Raw genomic sequence first — 20,758 nt, 5'->3', positions numbered from 1 at the left:
CTGCTCGCACACGCGGGCCCACAACGAGAAACGGACCCTCTGCCCATGACGCTTCACCCCATCGCCCGCGCCCTGCGCCAGTCGCTCGGCCTTGCCCTGCTGTCCTGTTCCACGCTGGCCCTGCTGCCGATGTCGCCGGCACAGGCCGAATCCGCGGTCACGCGGACCCAGCACTACGCCATTCCCGCCGGCCCGCTGGATCAGGTGCTCGGCGATTTCGGCCGCAGTGCCGGCATTCCCATCTCGGTGAACGCCGGCCTGACCGAAGGCAAGCGCAGCGCCGGGCTCAATGGCGAGTACAGCATCGAAGACGGATTTGCCCGCATCCTGTCTGGCACGCAACTGACGGTGCGCCGCCTGGAGAACGGCGGCTACGGCCTGGTGCCGACGCCGTCGGATGCGGTGCTGGAGATGGATTCCACCACGGTGTCCAGCCAGGTGCTGGACGCGACCACTGAGGGCACCAATTCCTATTCGGCCCGCGCGGTGACCATCGGCAAGGGCGCGCACTCCCTGCGCGAGACCCCGCAGTCGGTGACGGTGCTGACCCGTCGCTACATGGACGACCAGAACGTCACTACCATCGAACAGGCGATGGAGAAGACGCCGGGAATCGCCGTCTACGAGTCGCCCATGGGCGGCAAGTACTTCTACTCCCGCGGCTTCATGATGCAGGGCCAGTACCAGTACGACGGCGTGCCGCTGGATGTCGGCGGCGAGTACGTCCAGGCCAACAGCTTCTCCGGCGATATGGCCTTCTACGACCGGGTCGAGGTGCTCAAGGGCGCGGCGGGCATGCTGAAGGGCTCGGGCAGCTCCACCGGCGGTGTCAATTTCGTCCGCAAGCGGGGCCAGAGCGTGCCGGAGACCAAGCTGTCGCTCTCGGCCGGCTCCTGGGACAACTACCGCGGCCAGGTGGATACCGGCGGCCCGCTCAACGAGTCCGGCACGCTGCGTGGGCGAACAGTCGTGGCGCTGCAGGATCGCCAGTATTTTTACGATGTCGGCAAGCGCAATGACCAGATTCTCTACGGCGCGCTGGACTACGACGTGACCCCGGATACCACCGTGGGCCTGGGCGTTGCCTACGAGAAGCTGGATGCGACTCCGTGCTGGCACGGCCTGCCGCGCTACAGCAACGGCAAGGACCTGAAGCTCAGCCGCTCGACCTGCCTGGGCGCTACCTGGAACAACTGGGAAAGCGAGCGCACCACGGTATTCGCCGACCTGTCCCAGCAGTTGAACGAGGACTGGGCCTTCAAGTTCGCCGGCGTCTGGACCCACAACGACCAGGACATCAAGTACGCCCTGTCCGAGACCTCGGGCGGTGTTGCATCGGGCGCGACCTCGGCGCCTTCCTCGGTGTATTCCGGGCTGTTCGACTACGACCAGACCGATTACGGCTTCGATGCCTACCTGGACGGAAAATTCGAGGCCTTCGGCCTGCAGCATGAGCTGACCGTCGGCGCCAACGCCAGCCGCGCCAAGACCCACGATCACTACGCGCTGATCAACATGACCAGCCTGCTGGGTACCTCGCAGGACCCGTTCCATCCCAACTCGCACATTCCCGAGCCGGCGGATGATTTCTACGCGCCCAACTCCTACCGCGGCGGCCCGGTACCCACCAACTCGGACACCCGCCAATTCGGCACCTACGCCACCCTTCGCCTGAAGCTGGCCGAGCCTTTGACCGCGGTCCTGGGGTCGCGCGTCAGCTGGTACCGCAACAGCCGAGACTCCTACACTCAGGCCTGGGATTACTGGCAGCACGACCGCAGCCAGGAGAACGGCCAGGTCACGCCGTTCGCGGCACTGATCTACGACCTCAACGATGAGTGGTCCGTCTACACCAGCTACGCGGATATCTTCCAGCCGCAGAGCACCTACACCGACGAATCCGGCAGCCCGCTGCAACCCAAGACCGGCGCCAGCTACGAGCTGGGCATCAAGGGCGAGCTGCTGGAGGGTCGGGTCAACACCGCCTTCAACCTGTTCCGTACGGTGGAGGAACACCGCGCCGAGGCGGACTACGACACGGTCTGTGCCGGCTCATCCGACGGCTACTGCTACACCGATGTGGGCAAGGTGCGCGCCCAGGGCTTCGAGGCGGAAATCAGCGGCGAGGTCATCGATCGCCTGCAACTGCTGGCCGGCTACACCTACACCCAGACCAAGTACCTCAAGAGCGCCGCGGAAAATCCGCAGGAACCGACCTTCACCACCACCTATTTTCCCCGCCACCTGTTCCGCGCCTGGGCCGACTATCAACTGGCCGGCGAGCTGGACCGCTGGAGCCTGGGGGCGGGCGTGACGGCGCAGAGCGACACCTCCGTGCACAGCGGCAAGGTCACCTCGGTGCAATCGGACTACGCCATCTACAGCGGCCGCCTGGGCTACCGCATCGACGATCACTGGACGGTCGCGCTCAACGGCAACAACCTGTTCGACAAGAAGTACTACCAGAGCGTCGGTGCCGTTTCCTGGGGCAACTTCTACGGCGAGCCGCGCAACTTCATGGTGACCCTGCAAGGCGCGTTCTGACGCCGATTGGCTTGCGCACTGCCGCCGCGAAGATGCCGTTGATGCCAATCACGGCCTCTTCGTTGGGCGCCCCGGCAAGCAGTTGCTGCCTGGCGAGCTTCTCCATGGCCGCAGGGCCAACGCTTTGGCCGGCACGGAGATGGGGCGAGCGGCACATCGCGCGCGGGCCTGCGGCTACTCAACAGAAGAAGTGGCACAGGGCTTTCGAGCGTCAAGTGGTCTGGATCACCGGAGCTTCCTCCGGCATTGGCGAGGCCCTGGCCGGCCTGCTGTTGCAACAGGGCGCGCGCGTCATCCTCTCCGGCCGGCGCGAGGCAGCGCTGCAGGCTGTCGCCGAGCAGGCGCCGCAGCGCTCTCTGGTACTGCCTTTCGAGAGCGCGCCCGGTCGCTCAGGGCAGACGGCAACTGGCGGTCGTCAGCTCGGCAGCCGGCAGGGTCGGCGCTCCGCTGTGCACCGGCTATCGTGGCGCCAAGCACGCCGTGATCGGCTACATCGAAGCCTTGTGCGCAGAGGTTGAACACACCCATGGCATCCGTGTCAGCGTGATCCTGCCCGGTTCGGTGCGCACCTGCGTGGCAGTCAATGTGCTCGGTGTACGCGGTACCCGCCGCGGCCACTCCGACATCAATATCGACAATGGCATGTCCGCCGAGGAAGCTGCGCGGCGCATCGTCGATGGGCGAGCGGCCGGTCAGCGCAGCATCGAAGTGGCGGAAGGCACCGAGAAGCTCGCCCTGTACCTGCGGGGCACCGATTCCGGAGCGGCTGTTCACGCTCACCGCCGCTGACGGCGCCCGCCTGGCCGAGGAGCGTGCCCGCAACGGCAATGCCGATATCGACCCCGGAGCGGTGCAGCGCCTGGGCAGCCAAGGGCCGCTGCTGGAAAGAAACGACCAGGTTTGTGCCTGCTGAGTGGCGGCCACTGGCCGATAGCAGCCGCCAGTGAGAGGCAGCTTCCGGCCAGGGAGGGTTATCGAAGATACTCACTTGTAGAGCGACTGACGCCATCTAGACTCCGTAATCCATGGAGCCCGGAATGTTGAGCGTGTGCGTCATCTGGACGCCCACCGCAGTTCACAGGTTCGCCTCCTTAGCGCATTCCCAACGCAAGGAAGTCGACGATGCCACACCCGCTGAAACTGCTGCCTATCGCTGTCCTGAGCCTTTCCATTGGCGTGCCGCTGCTGCATGCCGCCGAGCAGTCGCCCGTCGCGCAGGTTACCCAGCCCGCTACGGGTGTAGTGATGCATCCCGAGTACGCCAAGGCCATTGCGCGCATGGCCTACCTCTGGGGCTGGCCGATGGTGAACATGCTCAATCGCAATGACACCATCACCAAGGCGCCGCACCCCGGCCTGCTGGGGGGCATCCTGCCGGTGGCTCCGCGAGGCCAGCTGGGCATGTTGCACGACTACATCACCCCGGCGGAAACCTTCGTCACCTGCCCGAACCAGGACGTGGTCTACGGCTTGGGCTTCTTCTCCCTGGACGAGGAACCGGTGATCGTCCAGGTGCCGGATTTCGCCGACCGGTTCTGGGTCTACTCGATTTATGACCAGCGCACGGACCAGGTCGGCGAACTGGGCAAACCCTACGGCAGCAAGCCGGGCTTCTACCTGCTGGTGGGGCCGAACTGGAAGGGTGAGAAGCCCGAGGGCGTGGAGGCGATCATCCGCAGCCCCACGGCGCTGACCAACGCCATCCCGCGCATCTTCATGGACGATACTGCCGAGGACCGTGCGGCGATCCAGGAAAAACTCAACCAGATCGCCTTCTACCCGTTGAAGGACTTCGACGGGAAGATGAAGAGCATCGATTGGAAGAACACCCCGGACATCCCCAACCCCAACGCGGCCAAGGCCAGTGGCGGGGAAACCAAGTGGGTGATCCCGGAGAAATTCTTCGACCAGTTCCCCAAGGTGCTGGAGATGGTACCGCCGCTGCCGGGTGAAGAGGCGCTCTACGGCCAGTTCCGCCTACTGATGGACGCAGCCGCCAAGGACCCGGAGCTGAAGAAGCTGCTGGTGCAGACGGCGGTGGAGAGCGAGAAGGAAATCATCAAGCCGTTCTTCGAGTGGAAGCACAACGGACGCCCGGCGGGGAACGGCTGGAACCGCTCGACCAACAACGCGCAATTCGGTATCGATTACTTCAACCGCACCGGTACGGCGAAGTCGAACATGTTCGACAACCGTCCCACCGAGACCCAGTACTTCTATACCGATTTCGACAAGACCGGCGCCCCGCTCAACGGCGCGCACAGCTACGAAGTGACCTTCGCCGCCGGCCAGGAACCCCCGGTGAACGGCTTCTGGTCGCTGACGCTGTACAACGAGAAGCACCTGTTCAGCACCAACAAGCTCAACCGCTATTCCCTGGGCACCAAGAACAAGGACCTCAAGCGCAACGCCGATGGTTCGCTGACCATCCATATCGGCCCGACCTCGCCCGGTAAGGACCAGGAGAGCAACTGGCTGCCTTCGCCCAAGGAGCCGATGTCGCTGTACATCCGCTCGTACTGGGGCAAGGAACCGATCCTCGATGGCAGCTGGCAACCGCCGGTGATCAAGAAGATCAAGTAAGCCGTCCGCTGTATTTCTCCCCGGCGGTGCGACGAGCACCGCCGCTCACCTTCAGGAGACTGATCCATGGGTTCCATGCACCGAGTATTCGCGCTATCCGCGCTGGCCGCTTCGCTCATGTATTTACCGGTGGTACAGGCGGCGGATCAGGCACCTGCTTCGCCGCTGATCAAGCAGATCAACAATGGCAACTGGCTCGATCCGAAGGAGGCCGAAGACCTGCGCGACGAGCTGTACTACCAGCGCGCGGTATTCGCCTACATGACCATGCTGCCGGCGCTCAATACCATCGGCATGAAGGACGGTTCCGAGAAGGCCTTCGGCGCCGGCTACAACGTGCTGCCGATCTGGAAGCAGCGCATGGACGCGCGGACCATGGTGCCCACGCCGAACGCCGACGTGATCTATTCGATGAGCTACCTGGACCTGAAACAGACCGGGCCGCTGGTGGTGAAGGCGCCGGCCAACGTCATCGGCATGTTCACCGATTTCTTCCAGCGCACCCTGACGGACGTCGGCGCGGTGGGGCCGGACCGCGCGCGGGGCGGCCTGTACCTGCTGCTGCCGCCGGACTACAACGGCCCGGTGCCGGGCGGCTATTTCGCAGTCAAGTCACGCACCTACAACGTGTTCCTGTTCTTCCGCACCATCATGGCCAAGGGTGACGGCAAGCCTGACCCGGCACCGGCGGTGAAGAATGCCGAGCTGACCCGCGTCTATCCGCTGTTCACGGTGGAGAAGGACGTCAAACCCATGGAGTTCCCGGATGCCAGCGGCAAGGCGCTGAACATGATGTACCCGGTGGACAACAGCTACTGGGCCAAGCTCAAGGCGTTCGTCGACTACGAGCCGGTCGAGGCCATCGACCCCGAGCTGCGCGGTGTGCTGGCGTCCATCGGCATCATCAAGGGCGAACCGTTCAAGCCCACGGCGAAGCAGGAAGAGTTGCTGAAGAAGGCCGTGGAGACTGCGCCGAAGATGATCCTCGCCAACCGCCAGCTGGGCCGCGACGACAAGCGCAACCTCTACTACAAGGACCGCCAGTACGAGAACACCTGGGCCGGCGGCACCAACGACTGGATGCAGGACAGCTACCTGGACGTGAGCCAGCGCGCCAACTTCTTCCAGTTCGCCTACTCCTCCGCGCCGGCGATGGTCATGCACACCACGGGCGCCGGCTCGAAATACCCCTTCACCGGCCGCGACAAGGACGGCAAGTTCCTCGAAGGCGGCAGCACCTACAAGCTGCGCCTGCCGCCCAATCCGCCGGCTGCGCTGTTCTGGGCCGTGACGGCCTACAACATCACCGACGGCACCATGCCCGAAACCAAGCAGCTGCTGCCGTCCACCAACGGCTACTACGACATCCCCAAGCAGCAGGACGGCTCCATCGAAATCTGGTTCGGCCCGGAGAAGCCGGCTGATGTGGCCGACGCGGCCTTCATCCAGACCATTCCTGGGCGTAACTTCCTCGTGGCCCTGCGCCTGTACGGCAGCGAAGATGCGTTCTACGACCAGACGTGGAAACCGGATGATGTGGTGAAGGTGAAGTAAGGCGCTTGGACACGCTGGCGGGACAACTCCGTCAGCTTCTGGCCGATGGCTCCCTATCCGATTGGTTGGAACCTGCCTGATGTGGCCAGCATATTTCTTTTCGTTATTCCCATGTCGGCTTTTTCTGGTTCCAGTCTCACAGAACTGAGTTCCTTGTTTCGACTGCAATATTCCTTCTGCTTACGCAGGGTTTTGTGCGTTGCACGAGGTGATAGAACTCTCAGTCCATGGTGGATAGTCTCAAGCCTGTCTCCGATTTAAGTGGAAGCTTGGACAGGAATCGACGCCAGAGTCCAATTGAAGAAACATCATGCGTTTTCAGTTGAGATTTTCCCCACGCTGATGCCGAGGTCATATCGCCCACGATGGATGGGAAAATTTTTCTGCCAGGAAATTTATGAAAGCTCTTACCTTCGCCGGAAGATGTTTTCGGCTGGGGTATACCGCGTAAACCCCGAGCTCGACGGATTTATACTCCGGCAAGATTTCAACCAGATCCCCTCTGCGAATATCCTCGGCAATCATGAAACTCGGTTGTAACGAAATACCTCCATCAGCCAAAGTGATATGGCGACAGGTATCTCCATTGTTGCACCGCACGACAGAACGTGTGCGCACGGTTTCGCTACCGCTTGGCCCCTCGAATACCCAATCATTGCCGCTGGCGTAATTGGAGTACGCCACTATCGTGTGTTCCGCCAGGTCATCCAGCTTGCGTATCGCTGGACGACTAGACAGATATCCCGGCGAGGCACTCAAACACATTCTGGTGGTGGCCAGCCGGCGCCCGACTAGCGACGAGTTTTCCATCCGTGCAATACGCACAGCGGCGTCAAATCCCTCCTCGACCAGATCCACGAGCCGATCATTCAGACTGATGTCCAGTTCAATCCTGGGATATCTACGCATGAAGTCGGCCCAGATGGGGGCAAGGTGCAGGATGCCAAAACTGACCGGTGCATTGACCCGGAGCACTCCGCTCGGCTCGGGCCGGGCGGCTGATACGGCTTCTTCCGCTTCGTCCATCATCGCAAGGACCTCCCTGGCCTGGTGATAGAACTGGCGGCCCTCGTCAGTCAATGAGAGGCGCCGCGTCGTTCGATGGAGCAAGCGTGCCCCCAGCCGTTCCTCCAGTGCGTTTACGTAGCGGGATATTGCTGCCTTTGACATTCCCAAGGGTTCAGCAGCGCCTACAAAACTCCCTTTGTCGACGACGGTGCAGAAGACCTGCATCTCGAGAGCGCGATCCATTATTGTTCCACCATTCGGGATAAATAATCACATCTACCAATGTTTATCTCAAAAAATAAGCCTATAAACTAGCCCCATCGACACTTGAATCAACGCATCTGGGAGAGGTAGCTATGAAAGTCACCGTAATTGGTACCGGCAACATGGGCTCCGGCTTCGCCAAGCAGCTTTCCAACGCGGGTCATTCGGTCCGGATCACGGGGCGCGACTTTGAAAAGGCCAAAGCGTTGGCCGACCAGTACCCGAACGTCACTGCCTATATAGCTTCTGAGGCCCTGGGTGACAGCGATGTGGTCGTCCTTGCAACTGGCTTTAGTGATGCTGTCTCTGCTCTGAAAGGCTTGGGTGATCTGACTGGGAAAGTGATCGTGGATATCACCAATCCGCTGAGCGCCGACTACATGTCCTTGACCATTGGCCATGTGACCAGCGCTTCCGAAGAAATTGCCAAAGCCCTGCCACAGGCTCATGTCGTAAAGGCGTTCAACACACTGTTTGCGCAAGTGCTCGCTGATGGCCCTGAGTTCGCCGAAAACCAGCGCGGCAGCGTGTTTGTCGCCAGCGACAACGAACGCGCCAAGCAGACGGCAGTTTCGCTGGCCCAGAGCATGGGGTGGAACGCCGTCGACGCAGGCGGGCTGATTAATGCTCGCTACCTGGAGCCGCTGGCAGGTTTGAATATTTACCTCGGTTACGGCGCGGGCCTGGGTACCTCCATTGCTCCTGTCTGGCTCAACAAGTAAGGCAACCCTGAGGAATCACCATGAAGACGTCGCTCCCGCTGCTGTTTGTATCTCATGGTGCTCCAATGTTCGCTATCGAGCCTGGTCTGGCTGGCCAACAGTTGACCGAGCTCGGTCGCGAACTGCCGCAGCCCGATGCAATCGTGGTCATCTCGCCTCACTGGATGACTCGAGGCGAGGTCTGCGTCACCTCGAGCACCAGCCCAAAAACCATCCACGATTTCGGTGGGTTTCCAAATCAGCTTTATGAACTGAGCTACCCCGCCCCAGGCGCACCGGCACTGGCGAATCACATTGTTGAGCTGCTCGGTTCGGCAGGTTGGAAAGCGCGCCTGGACGCAACTCGCGGCCTCGATCACGGTGCGTGGGTGCCGCTGCTCTACCTGGCGCCTTCAGCAACAGTGCCAGTGGTCCAGGTCTCGATGCCCATGCCTATGGATACCTACGGTGCCTTGGCGCTGGGTAAAGCACTCAAGCCTCTTCGCGACATGAACGTGCTGGTAGTGGCTTCTGGAAGCCTGACCCATAACCTTTATGAGTTCCGAGGAGCTACGTCCGACAGCGCGGACTACGTCAAAGACTTCGCTGCCTGGACTGCGATGACACTGCAGCGCGGGGACACAGAACAAATGTTGGAATACCGACGCTTTGCACCGGCTGCTGATCGAGCTCACCCGACGAATGAACACTTCTTACCCCTGTTGATTGCTCTTGGCGCAGCCGGAGAGAAGTATCAAACGCGCGTTCTGGAGGGGGGCATTACCTACGGAGTGTTGGCGATGGATAGCTACCTTTTCGACTCGGCTCCATCGACTCAAGGCGTTGTTGAACATGATTCATGAAATTGGCTTTTCTGAAGCGATAAAAGAACCCACATCTGGCATCTACTTCCGCAAGAGTTGTAACGCCGTTGATCCCAAAGCCCGTTTGCTTTTGTTGCACGGTGTTGGGTCGAACGAAGTCAATCTGGCGAGCGTGGCTGCATCACTGCCGGTGGATCTGGAGGTTCTATTGCTACGGGGCCCCCTACAAACGGGGCCTCAGGGCTTCGCGTGGTATCAGGTCAACTTTACCAGCGACGGCCCTTCGTTCAGCTATACGCAGGCTGAATCCAGCCGGCAGCTGTTGAAGCAATTCCTGGAAGCGCTTCCCTCGTTGCCGACGGTGATCGCGGGCTTCAGCCAGGGTGGAATCATGAGTGCAAGTATCGGATTAACCGAGCCAGAGCTTTTCGCAGGGTTCGGAGTTTTGAGCGGAAGAGTGCTGAGAGAAATCCACACCCAGATTGCTTCTGATGATCGACTTGAGTCGCTCTCAGGATTTATTGCCCATGGTAAGCGGGATGCTGTTCTGCCCAGCAGATGGGCACAGGAAACTGACACCTTGCTGGACCGGATTGGAGTAAAGCATGAGACACATTTTTACGACATGGCCCATGAGGTGATTGATTTGGAAATGGCCGATTTTTCCAAGTGGTTATCCAAAACGCTGCAACTCACTTAACAACAGGAGATACAATCATGATTGATTCACGCACCGCGCCCTATGCTGCATTCGTGCTGCGGCTGGCACTCGGTATCATGTTCATTGCACATGGCTTGACCAAAGTATTCGTATTTACCCCTGCGGGCACCGCTGGATTTTTTGAATCAGTTGGATTCCCAGGTTTTCTGGCATATCCAGTCATTGCATTCGAAGTGATTGGTGGCGTTCTGCTAGTGCTTGGCGTTTATACTCGTTGGATTGCTGCGCTGGCAGTTGTCCAGTTATTCATGGCTGCGACCGTTCACTTCGGTAATGGTTGGAGCTTCACCAATGCCAACGGCGGCTGGGAATACCCGATCTACCTGAGCGCCACTGCTCTGGTTGTAGCGCTGCTGGGTGATGGTCGTTTCGCGATGAAGCCCTCCACCCGAGCGTAGCTTCGACGTGCAGTAACTTCCCCGCGCTGCCCCTGCTTCAGGATAGCTATAAGCTGCGATGCGTGTGGCGCCTGGAGCGAGTATGCGGCCCAAGCTGCGATGTGCCGCATGGCTTCTTCAGGCCCGAAACTGGCCGCCAGATTGGCCCTCGCTTGCGAGATTGAATCTGACTGGAAGCGTCCGACCAGCCCCCTCATGCTAAACCCGGCGGAATCCGGTTGTGTGCCACAGAGCTTGTGGAATAATGCAAGTCAACATCTTTTTAAATGTCGTTTTGACATTATGAAGTGAAGCTCTTAGGTAAGTGTGAGCAAGTCTGCCGGAGGAGGTAAGCTTACTCCGGCAGCGTTTGCCTTAATCTGGATGGTGCTGTTTCGGTTTGGGGTGCGCTCGCTTTTTATTACATGGTCGAAGTCTGTGGTTCTGACTTTCAGGGTTCGCCTTGCAGCGGCTCTGTGACGATCTATTAAGGCGCTGAACTAATGCGCAGGATAGATGCGTTTCTGGTTTTATCACGGCGGTAATCGATATAAAGCATGCGGTTATCTCAGTAATTGTCCTGTCTCTGCTCGGCAGTCTTGCATTGAGATCATAGGTGTTTGATCAATCCATCACCCACGACTAACCGCATACGCAAGGCTGCATCCCAAGTTGCCTGCCTTCCAACGCCCCAATCAGCTCTTTTGGGCTCTCTGCATAGTCGATCCGAGGTCTCTGTTTCCTCACCGACACTCCCCCGTTTTAGCAAGGTTTGTGTGTTTTTTTCACCGGTAAATCCACAGTCAGCAGCCTGCTTCCGCCCAGACATGGGCGGAAGTGGCCTGCAAAGTGTTGGAGGCTGCCTCAGGTTCCGGACTTGATCTTCGTCCAACTGCGGGTCATGGCGCGCTCGATGCTGATGGGTACCGGCGACAGGGTGAACAGGTTGCCGCGCTGGTCGGCCGGGATGAACATCGCGTGGTTCTGCAGCAGTTCCGGGGCAACGGTGTCCTGCGCGTCACGGTTGGGATTGGGGTAGCCGATGATGTTCGATACCTGGACGATCACCTTGGGGTCCAGCAGGTAGTTGATGAACGCCTGCGCCTCCGCAGGGTGTTTCGCGCCCTTGGGAAGGGCCATGGTGTCAGCCCACATCAGGGTGCCTTCGCGCGGCAGCAGCATGCGGATGTCGTTGCCGTTCTTGGCGCTGGCGGCCATTCCCTGGGCCTGAAGCACTGCCGCGGACCAGCCGACCACGATGCACACGTCGCCGTTGGCCAGATCGGAAGCCAGCTTGGCGGAGTTGAAGTAGCGGATGTAGGGGCGGATTTTCAGCAACAGCGCTTCGGCCTTCTGGTAATCCGTGGGGTTGCGGCTGCTCGGGTCGAGCCCCAGGTAGTGGAGGGCGATGGGCAGCAGCTCTTCGGGCGCATCGAGGAAGGCGACGCCGCAGGATTGCAGCTTGCTGATGTTCTCCGGCTTGAACAGCAGGTCCCAGCTGTCCAGCCTGGCCTCGGCGCCGAGGGCCTTGCGCACCTTGTCGGTGTTGTAGCCGATCAGGGTGGTGCCCCACAGGTAAGGCACGGCGTACTGGTTGCCCGGGTCCACCCGTTCCAGGTTGTGCATGATGCCCGCGTCCAGGTGCGACCAGTTGGGCAATTGCTGTCGGTCCAGTTTCTGGATGGCGCCGGCCTGGATGAACTTGGCGATCTGCACGGTATTGGGGAAGACCAGGTCGTAGCCGGAGGTGCCGGTGAGCATCTTCGACTCCAGGGTATGCGGGCTGTCGAAGACGTCGTAATTGACCTTGATGCCGGTCTGGGTTTCGAAGTCCTTGATCACCTGCGCCGGCAGGTAGTCGACCCAGTTGTAGATATTCACTTCACGTTGCGCAGCGCTCGCAGGGGTGAACGGAAGGCTGGCGCAGACGAGCAGGGCGGCGAACCATTTCTTGTCTAGTTTCATCGGATCAGCTCACGTTGGGGGTGGCGGCCAGGATCACAGCTTGTAGATGAAGAACCATTCCAGGGTGTCGAAGCGGTCGTTACCCAGTACTTCCTTGGCGCCGGCCTGCGGATCGACCCAGTTGTAAGCCAGCGAGGTGTAGATGTGCTCGGTGGGCATCCACTCGACGTACAACCCGGTCTCGTTGGCGAAGTCGCGGTCGCTCACCGGGATGCCGAAGTAGTAGTTGGAGTTGAGCTTGAACTGGTGGTATTGGGCGCCGGCAGACCATTGCTCGTTGAAGTGCACTTTGCCACGCCAGGTCTGGGCTTTCTCGTTGCTGTTGTAGAGCAGGTAGTTGCCGACGACGTCGCCGATCACCCAGGTGCCCCAGTCAACGTAGCCCTTGCTCAGCGGATCCCAGTCCTTGCGGGTGTTGTCGTTGGGATCGTTGTCGCCGGAGAAGTCGGCGTAGCGATAGCCCAGGGTCGGTTGCAGCGGCAGGTCCTGGAAGCTGTAGTCGGCCGAGGCGTACCAGGCGCTGGCATCGTAATCGATGCCCTTGCCGTTGCCGCGCTCGATGGCGTATTCGCCGTTGAGCTGCAGGGCTTCCAGGCCCGGCGGGCTGGCATTGAGCACACGCAGGTTGTAGACGTCCATGCCGTCGCGCGGGATGAAGGCATTCTGCTTGTTGTCCTTGGCCTCGACGCTGAAGGCCATGGCGCCCAGGGTCGCGTTGGGCAGCTTGAAGTCGGCGTTGGCACCGGTCATGCGCAGGTCGCCCAGATGGTCGTCGGTGCGCAGGCTGAAGGCTTGCGCCGAGAACATCTCGTGCTGCCAGGACAGCACGCCGGCATCGCGGAAGGCCGTGCGCGGCGCGCTGAAGTAGGCGCCATCGCCGTACTGGTCGAGGTTACCGTCCATCACCAGGAAGCCGTTGCCGACCATGTAGTTCTGGTCGCCCAGGGTCAGGCGCCAGTCGCCGGCACGAAAGCCCGCGTAGGCCTCTTCCACCGAGGTGTTATGTTCGTCACCGCGGGTGTAACCGCCCGGGTCGCCGTCACCCGTGGTCCCGGCGGCTATCAGCGAGCCGCCGCCGAGAAAGGTGAAGTCCGGGCTGACTGCGTACTCGAAGGTCACGCCTGGCTTGAGGTAGTACTCCTGCCAGTCGTAGTTCTCTTTGTTGCTCAGTTCGCCACTGCGCAGGTCGATGCGACCCAGGCCGAAGTTGGCATTGTGGCTGTTGATCGCGGTGGCCGATGCGCTGAGCGAGTACTCGCCCTTGAAGTCGCCGCTCTCGAAGGCTACGCCCGCGGTCGCCAGCGGGCTGCCGGCGATGAGGGTCAGCGCAAGGGCACTGCGGGGCGCAGACGGGAAACGTCTGGTGGTCATGGCAAAGCTCCTGTATGTCGTTCTTGTTGGAACAGGGCAGTCACGCGGGCAAAGCGGGGCCCGCAAGGGCGCATGCTGGGTGCAGCGTCCGTTTCTTTTTGCTGGCGATCAGGTTTGTGTCAGGCGTCGCTTAAGGATTGGGCGAGCGTCTTGAGCAGATGCACGGTGTCGGTATCGATCACGTTCTCCGCTTCGGGCGCGGAGGATTGCTTGATGATTACTACCTCGGCCTTGAAGTCGATGAAGATCCACTGGCCATGGATACCGACAGCCATGAGCGCGTGGTCATTGAAGACATACCACTGGCTCTTGTAGGAGGCCTGCGGGCTCCATTCGGAGAACTCCTTGTTGGTCGCATACACCGCAGGGTCATTGCCCTTCAGCAGGCGCTCCACCGCCGCCGTTGGCAGTACCTGATGCCCGTTGAAGTGGCCGCGGCCAAGCAGCATCAGGCCAAAGCGGCCCATGTCGCGCAGCGTTGCGTTGAAGCCGAAACCGACCACGCCCTGGCCCGACGGATCGGCTAATAGGAAACCATCGCGCTCGCAGCCCAGCTGCCGCCACATGCGTTCGAACAGAACATGGCAAGGCAGGCCGCTGGCGCGCTCCATGATCCAACCCATGGCTTCGGTGGTCGCCGTGACATAGCGGAAGAAACCACCATGCTCGCCCTTGAGCGGGAAGGTGCGCAGCCAGTCGTGGATCGAGGCGGACCTCTCGAACCCCGGCGGCACCGGGGTGAGGCCTACGGTGTAGTGCAGCCGCGAGGTCGGCGAGTTGGGGTCTTCGTAGTGCTCGACGTAGTCGATGCTGATGGCCATGTCCATCACCTGGCGCACGCTCGCCGTCCCGAAGGCGGTGCAGGCAAATTCGGGCACGTACGAAATCGCGGGGCGGTCCGGGTCGAGCAGGCCCTGCTCGATGAGTTGCTCGGCCAAGGCGCCGGTGAGCGACTTGGTGACCGAGAACATGATGTGGCGGGTGTCCGGGGCCTGGTGGTTGAAATAGCGTTCACACAGGACGCGGCCCTTCTTGAGCACCAGGAAGCCATCGGTGAAGGTGGCGTCCAGGTGCTCCTGAAGGCTGACCTGCTCGCCACTCAGGCTGGTGAAAGTGAAGTCCTGCAGCAGGTCCTCAGTCGGGCCCAGGTCGCTGACCGGCGCATTGCCAGCGGCTACCACCAGGGTCGGACAGAGTTGGCTCATGTGCTGGAAGGTCCAGCGATTGTGGGGCGGCAGCAGGACATCGGCGGCCCCGACGCTCAGTGGCGCGGCGTACGAACGCTCCTGCGGCTGTGGCGGATTCGGCTGGAGGCTGAGGCGTTCGGCGTAGGCTTGCACCAGGGCCGCTTGCAGATCGAGAGACATGGATCACTCCTGGGAGAACGAAGGGCCACAGGCGCTGGCCGTGGCAAATTTTTCTCACCATAAAAACTTTTAGTCAACTAAAAGTTTTATTCGAGGAAAACCTATAGAATCTCGCTCAGACAGATTCAGCAGTGAGGAGACGACTTGAGCGGGCTTCGTGAACGACAGAAAGAGGCGCGGCGCCAGGCGATCAGCCAGGCAGCGGTCGAACTGTTCCGCCTCCAGGGGTACGGCACTACCACCGTCGAGCAGATCGCCGAACGGGCCGGGGTATCGCCGCCCACGGTGTTCAATTACTTCGGCAGCAAGCAGGAGATCCTCAACGACTTGCTACGGGCGACCGACGAGCGCGTCGTCAAGGAGATGGTCCAGCTGGCGCTGGACTTCAAGGATCCGGTGGATGTGCTCTGCCACCTGGAGAGCCTGGTTCTGAAGTACGAGCTCGAAGCGTTGCCGGTATCGGTCTGGCGCGAGCTGTTGTCGATGCATTACAGCGGAGCGTCGCCGGAGCAGCTCAAGCTCAATAACGAGGTGCTCAATGCCGAGGTCAGCGTCCTGCTAGGTCATCTTCAGAAGGCCGGCATGGTGCGTCACGATCTCTGCCCGGACTACGTGGCGCAGTTGCTCAACGAGTTTCTCACCCTCGAATTCCTCAAGCTGGTCAGCGTCGAGCCCTTGGATTTCGATGCCCATCAGCTAAGTGTGCGGCGTTTCGTCGAAGTCCTGTTCACGGGTATCAGGCAATAGATGCCGGCGGTCTCCCTACGGCGACCCAGGGAAGTCTTCCGCCGACCGATAGCGGACATGCCCACGCTTGCCTCGGGCCGATAGACGGGGAGTTTGCGCCGGTGTCGCCACACCGATCTTCGTGTAATCCCTTTCCTACGAAACCTGACTGCTTTTCATATCCCTTGCTTTGTGACATGCGAAGAGAATGCCCGCATCGATAGCATCCTATCGCGCGGCGGAGGCATTAATGAGCAGGTGTCCTCCTGGCTTCGGGGCCGTACCGGTCCGGCACGTGTGTGATGCGTATGGCGACGTCGGGCTGTCTTGCCGATGCGTTGGAGCAGGGTGATTCGGATGAAGCAGCAAACCGCCTGGCCACTGGATATACGTTGGCTGATTCTCGGGCTCGTCCTACTGTCCGTGTTGGCCACGCTGGCCAACAGCCTGACCATGGCTTATAGAGTCCAGCGCGACGCGCTGATCGAGCACGCACTGGCGTCCAACAGCGCTTATGCATCTAAAGTCGCGTCGAGTCTCAGTGAGTTCCTGCGTTCGACACAGAGTCACCTGCGCTTCAGCGCTAGCGAACTGGGCAAGCATTGGGGCGACGCCTCAAGCTTGCGAGAGGAGGCGGTGCGAATGCAGACGCAGGACATCGACTTCAACTCCATCGCCATCGTCGATTCTAATGGCAAGGTGTTGCAGGCCTATCCGGATGCATTGCAGATCATTGGCACAACTCTGCGCTCGGAAAGTATCCAGCAAGCGTTGCAGACGCGTCGCCCGCAAATCAGCCCAGCCTATGTTTCCGTGGCTGGTAACCTGGTGGTGTTCATCTCGCAGCCGATCTTCGATGCCTCGGGACACTTCCTCGGAACCGTTGGCGGATCCGTCTATCTGCGCAAGCAGAGCGCACTGCATACCGTGATCAGCAGCCATTTCCATCATGAGGGAACATTTGCTTTCGTCGCCGATGGAAACCGTCGTCTGTTATTCCACCCAGAGCAGAATCGCATCGGCGAAAAACTCGACTGGAGCAAGACAGTTGACGCTGCGTTGCGAGGCGAAAGCGGAGCCATGGAAGTACCCAACTACCTGGGCATCCCGATGCTCGCCGGGTACGCCCATGTGGAAAGCGCCAACTGGGCAGTAGTCGCTCAGCAGCCCCGTGAGATAGCACTGGCGCCGCTCGGACGGCTGATGCGCGACATGATCCTGGAGATGGTTCCGGCTGGACTGGTTGGGCTAATCCTGGTCTGGTACGGCACCGCGCTGATTGCCCGCCCGCTTCATGAGCTCGCATCGATCGCCGAGCAATTATCAGCGCCGCAGACCACGGAGCGGCTGAAGGCGGTAAATGCCTGGTATCCCGATGCCTCGGCGATCGGACAGGCCATGCTGGCCGGCGTGCAGTTGCTGCAGCAGAAACTCGGACGGCTCAGACATGAGGCACAAAGTGACTCCCTTACAGGCCTCGCGAATCGTCGTGCCATGGACGCACTTCTCCAGTTGCTGGAACAAACGGGCCAGGAGTACTCGGTTCTTGCGCTGGATATCGACCATTTCAAGCGAGTCAATGACACCTACGGCCATGATGTGGGAGATGTGGCGCTGCAACAGGTAGCTGCAGTACTCCAGGAATATACCCGTGCAGGAGATATGGCATGCCGGGCTGGCGGGGAGGAGTTCACCCTGATCTTACCGGACACATCGTTGGCGACCGCCCTAGCTATCGCAGAGCGTATTCGAGTCGCCCTCGCGGCTCGCGAGATTCCGCAAATCGGCCTCATCACGGTTTCCATCGGTGTGGCTAGTCGTGACAGTGAAGGCGAGTTGGCGGAGGCAACACTCAAGCGGGCGGATCGATGCCTGTATCAGGCCAAGAAAGGTGGGCGCAATCGCGTTGAGTCGTTCGGCGGTGGGTAGCAACGACGCAACGCGGAGTGTTTCGTCCTTGTTGTCATGGATGGCTCCAGACCTCAAGGTCGAGCCTTGGTAGCGTCCACCTCTGGCCGCTAGCATCGCCTGCTTGAGGCAACCTCGTTAAGGCGGGCTCTAGAACGGGCTCCTGCCGATCGAGGCCCCTCCGTCAACGTAGAGCGTCTGCCCGGTGATGAAGTCGCTGCGCTCATTGAGCAGGAAGGCCACCGCCGGCGCGACGTCCTGCGGTTGCCCGAGCCGGCCCATTGGCACTGCTGCGATGTAGGCGGCTTCGCCCGCGCTGCCTGGCGGATTTCCACGACGGAACAGCTCGGTTTCGATCGGTCCCGGCGCGACTGCGTTGACTGTGATCCCCGTCTGAGCCAGTTCCAGTGCCCAGCTGCGGGTGAAACTGACCAGGGCAGCCTTGGCGGCGGCGTAGGAGGTGCGCTGGCGAGTGCCGAGGACAGTGAGGCTGGCGATGTTCACTATCCGTCCCCAACCGCGCTTGCGCATGCCCGGTAGCAGTGCCTGGGTGGCTTGCAGCGCTGGGTGCAGATTCACCTGCATGACTTCGTCGAAACTTGCCAGGTCCACTTCGCCCAGTGCCTGGGGGCGAACCAGGCCGACATTGTTCACCAGGCCGTCGAAGGCGTGATATTTCATCAGCTCCGTCAGCAGGGTCGGGAAGCGGCCAGCGTCTGTCAGGTCCGTGGCGACCAGTTCGCCGGGGAAGCTGGCGTCGCCAGCCTGGCGGGCTATGCCGACGACCTGGTGACCCTCGGCCGCCAGTTGCTCGGAGATAGCCCGGCCAATGCCCTTGCTGGCACCGGTGATCAGGAAGGTACGTTGCGGCATGACATGCTCCTCGTAATCAATGCTTCTGCAGACGTTGCAGCAGGACTTGGCCGACCTGCGCCGCCGATGCCGGGTTCTGCCCGGTGATCAGCTCGCGATCGATTATCACGTTGGGCGTCCAAGGTGACTGGTTGCTCTGGTACTGTCCGCCGGCTCGCTCCAGGGCAGTCTGGGGGTAGAACTTCATTTGCCCACCTCCCAGCAGCGCCTTGGCTTGTTCTTCTTCCTGGTTGCTGATGACCGTCATGCGATAGCCTGCGTAGATCCAGCCTGTGGGGGCTGCAGTCTTGTCTCCGGACTCCAGCGCATGGATCAGTTTCTGCGGTTGGTCCAGTGTCGAGAGCAGGGCGATGGGGCCGTGGCAAACCAGGGCGGTGGTCTTGCCGTCGGCGTGGAACGCACGCAGCAGGCGCCCCAGTGCCGGGGCGGCGAGCAGGTCCTGCATCGGCGCATGGCCGCCTGGTACATAGACTGCGTCGAACTGCCTGTAACCGATCTGCTCCACGCGCGCCAGGCTGATCACCGGCGAGTGGGTCGGCGAGGTGAGCTGCAGTTTCTCCAGCAGCGTCTGGTATTGCTCCAGGCGCTTCGGGTCGCCGCCGAAGTACTGGATGGCTGCTGAACTGCGGTCCAGTGTCGGGGCGCGCCCATGGGGTGTCGCGAAGGTCACACGATGGCCGGCGTCGAGCAGTGCCTTGGTCGGTTCCAGCAACTCGTTGAGGTAAAAGCCGGTATCGAAGACCTTGCCGTCGCGCAGATCCAGGTGGTTCTCGTCGGACAGCACCACCAGTACGTTTGCTGCGTGGGCGCCCAGGCTGGCGCCACCGATGGCGGCGGCGAGGGCGAGTCGTTGGTAAGTTTTCATCGCGGGTTCCCCTGTGGGCGCGAGCCGGATGGCGCGCGTTGGTGGAACTTTATTGATGCTTGCATCGGCGATAAATTGGCTCTCTGGGAAAGCATTTTTGCTCTGGAGGACAAAATGGCGCGACGGTTCGATCACCTGGGGGATGTCGAGGCCCTGCTCGAAGTGGTGGAGCGTGGCTCGATCAGCGCGGCGGCGGTTGCCTTGGCTACCACGCCCTCGGTGATCAGCCGGGCCATCTCCCGGCTGGAGGCACGCCTGGGCGTGCAGTTGCTGCGCCGTACCACGCGCCGGCTGAGCCTCACCGACAGCGGGCGTGAATATGTCCAGCAGGCGCGTGCCGCCTTCGAGCAGATCGTCAGTGCGGAGCGGGCACTGAGCGGGCGAGGGGAGGTGCAGGGCCGAGTGCGCTTGAGTGCGCCGACCACCTACGGGCACTACCGTCTGCCCGCCATGCTGGCGGCCTTTGCCCTGCGCTATCCGAAGGTGCAGGTGGAGCTCGGCATCGCCAACCGCAATGTCGATCTGGTGGCCGAAGGTTATGACCTGGCGATTCGCCTCGGAACTTTGCCCGACAGCAGCCTGGTGGCGCGCCAGCTGGAGGAGGCACGGCTTTGCCTGGTGGCGGCACCGGCCTATCTGGCCCGCGTCGGCACGCCGAAATCCGTCGCCGATCTCGCCATGCATAACTGTCTGCCGTTCGTCATGCCCAGCAATGGGCGGCCGGGCATCTGGCAATTCCGCCAGGGCGAGGAAGAGCTGAGGTTCGTTCCACAGGGCAACCCGGTGGTGGCGGACGATGTGCTGGGCTGCATCTCGCTGGCCGAGCACGGCGTGGGGATCTGCCAGACCTACGAATTCATCGTTGCCGAATGCTTGCGCCAAGGGCGCCTGGTTCGCCTGCTGGAGGACCTCGAGGGTGCCCGGCGACCTTTTTCCCTCATCTATCCCCCCCATCGCCAGTTATCGACGGCGTGCCGTGTGTTGATCGATTTTCTAGCGGGATCGGCAGCGGAAACCACCCCTGACTAGTCAGTCGGTGCCGAGCACACTGGCTCGGCCGATGCCATGAACGAGGTCGGTGACAGACAGGTGCGGCAGGCCAGTCCT

18 protein-coding genes are annotated in these 20,758 nt (G+C 61.2%); 12 read left to right on the top strand and 6 right to left on the bottom strand.

Translation table 11 applies throughout. The annotated features are described in order from the left end of the window. Positions 1 to 45: 45 nt before the first annotated feature. The 5 genes from PNI01S_RS01200 (at position 46) to PNI01S_RS01185 (ending at position 6,681) form a co-directional block, all read left to right on the top strand. Positions 46 to 2,544 (top strand): TonB-dependent siderophore receptor, encoded by a 2,499-nt coding sequence (locus PNI01S_RS01200; protein WP_084357271.1) that lies wholly within the window; start codon positions 46 to 48, stop codon positions 2,542 to 2,544. Between the two features lie 32 nt (positions 2,545 to 2,576). Further along, positions 2,577 to 3,062 (top strand): SDR family NAD(P)-dependent oxidoreductase, encoded by a 486-nt coding sequence (locus tag PNI01S_RS28575; RefSeq protein WP_331274338.1) that lies wholly within the window; start codon positions 2,577 to 2,579, stop codon positions 3,060 to 3,062. Then, a complete protein-coding gene (locus PNI01S_RS01195; protein ID WP_231387473.1) occupies positions 2,950 to 3,333 on the top strand; it encodes an SDR family NAD(P)-dependent oxidoreductase in 384 nt (127 codons plus the stop codon). The genes PNI01S_RS28575 and PNI01S_RS01195 overlap by 113 nt, the downstream gene beginning before the upstream one ends. Before the next feature lie 333 nt (positions 3,334 to 3,666). Continuing rightward, positions 3,667 to 5,127 carry a DUF1254 domain-containing protein gene (locus PNI01S_RS01190; protein WP_089285710.1) on the top strand — a complete coding sequence of 487 codons (1,461 nt, stop codon included), beginning with the start codon at positions 3,667 to 3,669 and terminating at the stop codon, positions 5,125 to 5,127. 66 nt (positions 5,128 to 5,193) lie between these two features. Further along, positions 5,194 to 6,681, top strand: a complete 1,488-nt coding sequence (locus PNI01S_RS01185) for a DUF1254 domain-containing protein (RefSeq protein WP_089285709.1) — start codon at positions 5,194 to 5,196, stop codon at positions 6,679 to 6,681. A 351-nt stretch (positions 6,682 to 7,032) separates the two neighbouring features. Here PNI01S_RS01185 and PNI01S_RS01180 read toward each other — a convergent pair whose 3' ends face one another. Further along, positions 7,033 to 7,932: a LysR family transcriptional regulator gene (locus PNI01S_RS01180; protein ID WP_084357270.1), complete on the bottom strand. Its 900-nt coding sequence runs from the start codon at positions 7,930 to 7,932 to the stop codon at positions 7,033 to 7,035. Between the two features lie 113 nt (positions 7,933 to 8,045). Here PNI01S_RS01180 and PNI01S_RS01175 point away from each other — a divergent pair, with 113 nt between their 5' ends. The 4 genes from PNI01S_RS01175 to PNI01S_RS01160 are packed head-to-tail and all read left to right on the top strand — an operon-like array spanning position 8,046 to position 10,597. After that, on the top strand, positions 8,046 to 8,675 hold the full coding sequence (locus PNI01S_RS01175) for an NADPH-dependent F420 reductase (protein ID WP_024763479.1): 630 nt from the start codon (positions 8,046 to 8,048) through the stop codon (positions 8,673 to 8,675). A 20-nt stretch (positions 8,676 to 8,695) separates the two neighbouring features. Then, positions 8,696 to 9,517 carry a DODA-type extradiol aromatic ring-opening family dioxygenase gene (locus PNI01S_RS01170; RefSeq protein WP_024763478.1) on the top strand — a complete coding sequence of 274 codons (822 nt, stop codon included), beginning with the start codon at positions 8,696 to 8,698 and terminating at the stop codon, positions 9,515 to 9,517. Continuing rightward, entirely contained in the window at positions 9,507 to 10,178 is a 672-nt protein-coding gene (locus PNI01S_RS01165) for an alpha/beta hydrolase (RefSeq protein ID WP_084357269.1), read from the top strand. The genes PNI01S_RS01170 and PNI01S_RS01165 overlap by 11 nt, the downstream gene beginning before the upstream one ends. A 17-nt stretch (positions 10,179 to 10,195) precedes the next feature. Then, the gene (locus PNI01S_RS01160; protein ID WP_024763476.1) at positions 10,196 to 10,597 is read left to right on the top strand and encodes a DoxX family protein; all 402 of its coding nucleotides are present in this window, start codon (positions 10,196 to 10,198) and stop codon (positions 10,595 to 10,597) included. 843 nt (positions 10,598 to 11,440) lie between these two features. Here PNI01S_RS01160 and PNI01S_RS01155 read toward each other — a convergent pair. The 3 genes from PNI01S_RS01155 to PNI01S_RS01145 form a co-directional block, all read right to left on the bottom strand. Then, entirely contained in the window at positions 11,441 to 12,541 is a 1,101-nt protein-coding gene (locus PNI01S_RS01155; RefSeq protein WP_084357268.1) for a polyamine ABC transporter substrate-binding protein, read from the bottom strand. Positions 12,542 to 12,574: 33 nt separating this feature from the next. Further along, positions 12,575 to 13,912, bottom strand: a complete 1,338-nt coding sequence (locus PNI01S_RS01150; protein ID WP_084357267.1) for a hypothetical protein — start codon at positions 13,910 to 13,912, stop codon at positions 12,575 to 12,577. 119 nt (positions 13,913 to 14,031) lie between these two features. Continuing rightward, entirely contained in the window at positions 14,032 to 15,279 is a 1,248-nt protein-coding gene (locus PNI01S_RS01145; RefSeq protein ID WP_084357266.1) for a serine hydrolase domain-containing protein, read from the bottom strand. A gap of 144 nt (positions 15,280 to 15,423) precedes the next feature. On the opposite strand from PNI01S_RS01145, the gene PNI01S_RS01140 reads away from it, so the two are divergent. After that, on the top strand, positions 15,424 to 16,026 hold the full coding sequence (locus PNI01S_RS01140) for a TetR/AcrR family transcriptional regulator (RefSeq protein ID WP_024763472.1): 603 nt from the start codon (positions 15,424 to 15,426) through the stop codon (positions 16,024 to 16,026). A 336-nt stretch (positions 16,027 to 16,362) separates the two neighbouring features. Next, positions 16,363 to 17,934 (top strand): sensor domain-containing diguanylate cyclase, encoded by a 1,572-nt coding sequence (locus PNI01S_RS01135; protein WP_084357265.1) that lies wholly within the window; start codon positions 16,363 to 16,365, stop codon positions 17,932 to 17,934. 129 nt (positions 17,935 to 18,063) lie between these two features. Here PNI01S_RS01135 and PNI01S_RS01130 read toward each other — a convergent pair whose 3' ends face one another. Continuing rightward, positions 18,064 to 18,786 (bottom strand): SDR family oxidoreductase, encoded by a 723-nt coding sequence (locus tag PNI01S_RS01130; protein ID WP_038803527.1) that lies wholly within the window; start codon positions 18,784 to 18,786, stop codon positions 18,064 to 18,066. Between the two features lie 16 nt (positions 18,787 to 18,802). Next, a complete protein-coding gene (locus PNI01S_RS01125; protein ID WP_084357264.1) occupies positions 18,803 to 19,651 on the bottom strand; it encodes a type 1 glutamine amidotransferase domain-containing protein in 849 nt (282 codons plus the stop codon). Between the two features lie 114 nt (positions 19,652 to 19,765). Here PNI01S_RS01125 and PNI01S_RS01120 point away from each other — a divergent pair, with 114 nt between their 5' ends. Further along, positions 19,766 to 20,680, top strand: coding sequence for a LysR family transcriptional regulator (locus PNI01S_RS01120; protein ID WP_084357263.1), 915 nt, complete (start codon positions 19,766 to 19,768; stop codon positions 20,678 to 20,680). Positions 20,681 to 20,758: the final 78 nt, after the last annotated feature.

The sequence above is a fragment of the Pseudomonas nitroreducens NBRC 12694 genome, assembly GCF_002091755.1.
GTDB classification, from domain to species: domain Bacteria; phylum Pseudomonadota; class Gammaproteobacteria; order Pseudomonadales; family Pseudomonadaceae; genus Pseudomonas; species Pseudomonas nitroreducens.
The sequence above is the reverse complement of the archived record's forward strand: the minus strand, read 5'-3'. Positions and strand labels throughout refer to the sequence as shown.